Origin of the sequence: Gelidibacter maritimus (assembly GCF_014062315.1) — a bacterium.
GTDB classification, from domain to species: Bacteria; Bacteroidota; Bacteroidia; order Flavobacteriales; family Flavobacteriaceae; genus Gelidibacter; species Gelidibacter maritimus.
The window spans coordinates 110,507-116,509 of record NZ_JACGLT010000012.1 but is presented as its reverse complement, the minus strand read 5'-3'; the positions used below and the strand labels follow the sequence as shown (position 1 = coordinate 116,509).

The following is a 6,003-nucleotide window of genomic DNA, read 5'->3' as shown; positions in this document are numbered from 1 at the left end:
AAAAGAGGTCGTCTAAAAACTATTTAGGCGACCTTTTATTTTTTTGGTTCTTTTGGTTTCATTATGGATTTGCTCGGATAATTGGGCAATTAGTTCTGGGTTAAAATTGGGCAAAGCGATTCTTACATCGCTAAACTCACTTTTTTAAGGTTATGCGCCATGGCAATGAGGCCTATTTCTGTTTCTACCTTATCAAGGCCCCTTAACATGAACCTTCTGAAGTTCATATTGTGTTTTATGTTACCAAATACTGCCTCCACATCCCAACATCTTTGTTTTCTGTGGGCAATACCTTGTGGACTCAATAATTTTTGTTTCGCTCTTGCCTTAAGCCTGACCAGCTTGTGGTTCCTCTCTACAATACGATTGCTTTTTGATTTATGGCACAGGCTTCTAAGCTGGCAGCCTATACAGTTTTTAGCCTGATATCTGTCTATTTTCTGTTCATATCCGGTAGCTGTTTTTCTCACATAGCTCCCTATATTATCCATCGGCTGCCCCATAGGGCAATAATAGGTATCTGCTTCATCGTTATAGAACAGCTTATCTGCTGCAAAAGGATTTTTGTTCTTGCCACGTTTTTCATCCAACTGTTCCTTGTGGAAGTAATTGTATTTTACAAAAGCCTCAATATCATTGTCTTCGAGGTAGGTGTAGTTTTCATCACTGCCATAGCCTGCATCGGCCGTCAGTCTTTCGGGCGGTTTTCCATAACCTTTTATAAAATCTTCGGTATGCTCGATAAGTGTGGCAGTGTCTGCCGTGGTCTGTGCAAGGGTGTAGTTTGCTATGAACTGGTTGTTGGTGGCTGCCTGTAGATTATAACCTGGTTTGAGCTGGCCATTTAGCATGTGGTCTTCTTTCATCCTCATAAAGGTGGTGTCGGGATCCGTCTTGCTCATGGAGTTGCGCCCGCCTATCTGCGCTTCGTAGCTATTGTATTTGGCAATATTCTTTGGCCAGTTCTTCTTGGCATAATTGAGCTTTTGTTTTACTTTCTTATCAACATCCTTTCCCTGGAGAGCCCGGTTGATCTTATCGATCGTTTGGGATACTTCATTGGGATCTATGGCTTTAAAATTATCAGGCTGGTTGGGCTTTTGTTCTTCCTCTGCATATACGGTCTCTACATAGCGCCATAAATCCTTGAGCTGTTTTTCAATGCGCGTGCGCGAGGTCTTGATGCTCTTTCCCCAAACAAAAGTATAGCGATTGGCATTGGCCTCGATCTTGGTGCCATCAACAAAGATGTCCTTTAAGCTCAGGTAGCCCTGTTCTGCCAGCAGAATGACAACTTGGTTAAAGATCTTTTTGAACTTTCCCTTGAGTTTTCCCGATCGAAAATTACTGATGGTATTATGGTCAGGCTGGATACAGCCGCCGAGCCACATAAAATGGACGTTCTCACCCAAGGCCTGTTCGATCTTACGGGATGAATATAAGTTGCGAAGATAAGCATAGACCAAAATTTTGAGCAGATCCCTGGGATGATAGCTCGAGGTGCCACCGCCTTTATAGGTCCTTTCTATGGAACTGATATCTATTTGATCAAGAATGCTGTTGACGATACGCACGGGATGATGCTCTGGAACAAAATCATTATAACTGGGTGGGAGAAGACTCAATTGTGACTGGCTATTGGTCTTCCATATAACGTTGCTTTTCATAACATTAAGATACGAAAATCAAAGCTTTTTTCTAAATCTAAAGCATAAAAAAAGAGACTGCCTTTTTAGACAGCCTCTTGTTTGCTCCTCTTCTTGGGCTCGAACCAAGGAGTAGTACCCATTGATTTACAACCAATTAAGCCGTTAACTTTTCTATTGGTACCCGAATTGTATGCCTTTTAATATAATAATTTTTATTTCTACAGTAAATATAATGGACTTATTTGCAATATCTAAAAGTTCAAAATTTAATTTAACTGGTCTTAATGAAACAGTCATTTTTCCTAACCTATAAATCTAATAAATTTTAGTTTTAAGTCACCCTAATACACTACACGCCATTTTTTAAATATAATTCCTATATTGTCCTGTCCTTATATAAATATAATATTTGGACACAATATATAATTGCTATGGCTGTTGACAAGTTAGAATATAAGAATCATCAGAATGAAGATCCTCTCACTGAAATTTCTGAAAGCACACTTACTAATAGTAATGTGGCAAATGGCGGTTCATTATCATATAGTAAAAAAACAATAGATCAACCATTTGAATTTAGGAAATCCTTTAATGCTTTGGAATTGTTCGACCTTAAAACCTTAGACCTTCCAAGACTACTAAATCCATTTTTACAAAAAAGTGGACTTGCTTCATTAGTTGGAACTTCTGACACTGGGAAGTCAACTTTTCTAAGACAATTAGGACTTTCAATAGTTTTGAAAAGAAAAGATTTTTTAGGGTTCACGTTGAATTCTGAGCATCACAAAGTCATTTATGTTACTACTGAAGATGATTATAATTCAGTAAGCTTTTCTCTAAGGAAGCAGATTAAAGAATTACAGAAAGACAATGATGGTATTGAACTTGATAATTTAAAAAATCTTGAATTCATTTTTGATAGTGAAAATTTACTGGAAACTCTAACTGAAAAAATTGAAGAGAATCCTGTAGACTTAATTATTATAGATGCATTTGCCGATGTATTCTCCAAAGAAATTAATGCCAATACACAGGTAAGAACATTTTTAAACTCTTATAGTACCTTAGCAAGTAAAAACAATTGCCTAATTTTATTTTTGCACCATATTGGGAAAAGGACTCAAACAAAATCCCCGAGTAAAGACAGTATCATAGGTAGCCAAGCTTTTGAAGCTAAAATGAGGGTAGTTCTTGAATTAAGACCTAATCTCCACAAACCCAATTTGATAGATTTATGGATATTGAAAGCCAATTTTTTAGAATCTAAATACAAGCAAAGCAGCTATGTATTAGAACTAAATGAAAACATGTATTTCAAAAACTCTGGAATGACCAACACAAGAGCTTCAGATTCTAAAATTAATAATCCCGCAATAATAGAGCGAGTATTATCTTTACACCGTGAAGGTTTATCACTAAGAAAAATTGAATCTGCGTTAAAGAACACGGAGCATGTAGTGGGCAAATCTACCGTAGATACCATTATAAAAAATAATACTGACCAGCTAAAAGGCTCCTAATGACCAAGAAATATGTTTGTTAATTCTAAAAACTATCTTAACTTTTGAATAGCAGGCTGTAACGCCAATTCAAATTTTGGCAAGTGTTTAATTAAAAATTCATTCATTTTCTCCCAATCTGACTTATCAAATAAGTTAACATCTGTAAGCTCATATTTGATGCGGCTCATCTTGTTATCAGGTAGCTCTTCCCATTCTAACGGATTTCCAAAAAGAGTCTCTATGGCATCTCTTTGATTGTATAGAGTTCTAAAGTACTTTTTGTTGGTCTCTTTACTGGAAGTGGTAATACTTAATTCAATTCTTGCATAATTGCCGGTTATAGAAAACGTATAGTTAACTCCTGAAACACCTGCCCCAGCACTTAACCAAGAATCCTTTGAAGGGTTTACATTACTAAACAACTCAGTATTCTTTAATAGTGGTAGAAGTTGTTTCCAAAATTCCTTACGCACACTAAAACGAGGTGCAGATCCACCAACGTTATGACTATCCCCATATTTAATGATTAATTCATCTTCAAGTTCGAATAATGTGAGTAGTTTTTTAAGTATACTAAATTTGGCATCACTTCCAATATTAGATTCTACAAAATAACCATTTTGCAATCCTTGAGCAACTCTAAAGTCGGAGACATCTCTTGTGATTTTTAAGACATCCTTTGCTTCTAATAATAATTGAGGGTTTTTTTCATATAATTTTTCAATAACATAAAAATACATTCGTGCTATAATCTCTTCATCTATCCTTGTATTCTCAAATATAAAATATTCTAATTTTTTGAATGTGGGAGCTTCGGCACTAAACAAGGTCTCTTCTGTATTTTCTGAAACTGGTGCAACAACATCAGGATATTTCCATATGCTTAAAAACCGATTATAAATTAAATCAAACCTTTCATTATAGGTCTCAATTGTCCATTTGTCTATAGATCTCAGGTAATCATTTAACCACAGACGGCTAAAGTTATATCCTTGTTCTTCACCTTGCCTGTTCATATATTTCTTCTCTACGAAACTTCTATTGCCCAGCGCTCCATTATTGCCAGAAAGAGTCAGATTAGCTATGGTATTTAAATACTTCTCCTTGAACATGAAAAAATCATCTGGTTGTAAGTCATTATTCCAATCCTGATGAGGAGTTTGAGGAAAAATGTGCTCTATTGTAATATGTTCATTTGAAGTATCCACATGTTCTCTATTATTGAAATTCTCCAACATCTCAAACATGTAGTTCCTATTTTTAGACTGAATATTATACAAGTCTTTATCCTTTAGAGCACTCTTTAAGTCCTCATCTGTTGGAAACTTAGCACTTCCACGCTTTGTAACTAAGGCTAAGGCAATAGAATTGTAATAATCTTCCGTATCCACTTCCGAATAGAGGGTCATGAAGATCTTATTCAGTGCATTAGTAGGCAAGCCCACCACAAATCTTCTCCATGTGTAAGTCTGGATTAATTTTAATATTTTTATGAGATCATCATTAGCTATTATGCCATTTTCTGCATCTTCAAAAACCTGTAGTAGAAAAGGAAATGCCACGTTGATTTCCAGGCGTGAAATATACTCTAACTCTCTGCGAAGATTATGATCCTGAACTGATGATGGATTTATAAACTTCTTATAATGCACCGACAAAGATTTAATATTCTCTAACTCCTGCATGTAGTTTTCATCCTTATCAGCATAAAGCTTTTTAAACTCCAGATACACTTTATTTTTATTAGGAATCTTTTTGTTGCGTAGGGTGAGATAATCTCTAATGTATTCTGACACCAATGACTTTTGCTTAATAAGGTCTCTTGCATTTTCTTCAATAGGATTCCAGATTTGCTCAAAAATCTTATTTTGACTCTTAGGATCTAAATCCATTAGAATAAAATTTCTAATTAAATCTGATTGTGATAAATCTAAACCTGTGGAATTTAAACTTTCAAAAATTCTCTGCGGATCATCCTTGCCTCTTTCCAATGAAATCTCAACAAAAATCAATCGTTTTAATCCATTTAAAATGGTGTGAAAAGTCTCCTTTGTAATAATACTTTTAAAGAAATTGAAGTTTTCAATAACATTAGAGTAATGATTAAATTCATTTTCTGTACCATTCATAATAGCTTTAAAGGCTAAAGAATTGGTATCAGTTTGTTTTAATTTAAGCTTATTGGATTCTTGCTGAACATATTGATTGGTTAAGAACATGTTTAACAACATCTCTGCATCATTCTGCATGTCATTTACTTTAGCAAAACGGTAGAGAGCTACATAGATAATATTGATGGTGGTAAGGCGCTGTTGACCGTCTATAATCACTAATTCCTTTACTTCATTGGTGCTGTAGGTTCCTTCATGGATGAATACAATACTTCCAATAAAATGTGTACCTCTATCATGTTGTTCAACTGCAATAATATCATTTATTAATTCCTTACATTCATTATTAGTCCAGTCGTAATTACGTTGATATACAGGTATTACAAACTGTACATTAGGGGCTTGTAAAAAATTAGTAATGGGCAGTTCGTTGGCTTTCATTGGTGATATAGATTAATTCTGTATTTTAAATATTCCTTATATTTCTCAGATAGATTCAGATAGATATTGGTTATAAACATCCAAGGATTTCTAATTCCCTATCTCTATTCCTTATTAATGTTTTTCGCTGCTCATGGTCATCTGCAGCCAATTCTATTAATTTATTAGATTTATCTCTTACTTCCTGGCATTTTTTTTCATTTGCGTCATCACTTGAGCATGACATCATCAACAAGGTTGTTATTACTATCAATTTAATTGTTTTCATATTTAATTCTGCGTTTTGATTATTTGTTCACT

The 6,003-nt window shown here is 34.7% G+C and carries 4 protein-coding genes; 1 reads left to right on the top strand and 3 read right to left on the bottom strand.

The features are described 5' to 3' along the window. Positions 1–122: 122 nt before the first annotated feature. A complete protein-coding gene (locus tag H3Z82_RS14550; RefSeq protein WP_182203050.1) occupies positions 123–1,667 on the bottom strand; it encodes an IS1182 family transposase in 1,545 nt (514 codons plus the stop codon). 413 nt (positions 1,668–2,080) lie between these two features. On the opposite strand from H3Z82_RS14550, the gene H3Z82_RS14545 reads away from it, so the two are divergent. Next, positions 2,081–3,169, top strand: coding sequence for an AAA family ATPase (locus H3Z82_RS14545; RefSeq protein WP_182206236.1), 1,089 nt, complete (start codon positions 2,081–2,083; stop codon positions 3,167–3,169). Between the two features lie 32 nt (positions 3,170–3,201). Here the strand turns inward: H3Z82_RS14545 and H3Z82_RS14540 are convergent, their stop codons facing one another. Next, positions 3,202–5,703 (bottom strand): DUF4268 domain-containing protein, encoded by a 2,502-nt coding sequence (locus H3Z82_RS14540; RefSeq protein WP_182206235.1) that lies wholly within the window; start codon positions 5,701–5,703, stop codon positions 3,202–3,204. Positions 5,704–5,773: 70 nt separating this feature from the next. Continuing rightward, positions 5,774–5,971 (bottom strand): hypothetical protein, encoded by a 198-nt coding sequence (locus H3Z82_RS14535; protein ID WP_182206234.1) that lies wholly within the window; start codon positions 5,969–5,971, stop codon positions 5,774–5,776. Positions 5,972–6,003: the final 32 nt, after the last annotated feature.

Bases quoted from the DNA above. Each gene is read 5' to 3' on its own strand.
- H3Z82_RS14545 (WP_182206236.1), top strand. From the start codon at position 2,081: ATGGCTGTTGACAAGTTAGAATATAAGAATCATCAGAATGAAGATCCT.
- H3Z82_RS14535 (WP_182206234.1), bottom strand. From the start codon at position 5,971: ATGAAAACAATTAAATTGATAGTAATAACAACCTTGTTGATGATGTCA.
- H3Z82_RS14540 (WP_182206235.1), bottom strand. From the start codon at position 5,703: ATGAAAGCCAACGAACTGCCCATTACTAATTTTTTACAAGCCCCTAAT.
- H3Z82_RS14550 (WP_182203050.1), bottom strand. From the start codon at position 1,667: ATGAAAAGCAACGTTATATGGAAGACCAATAGCCAGTCACAATTGAGT.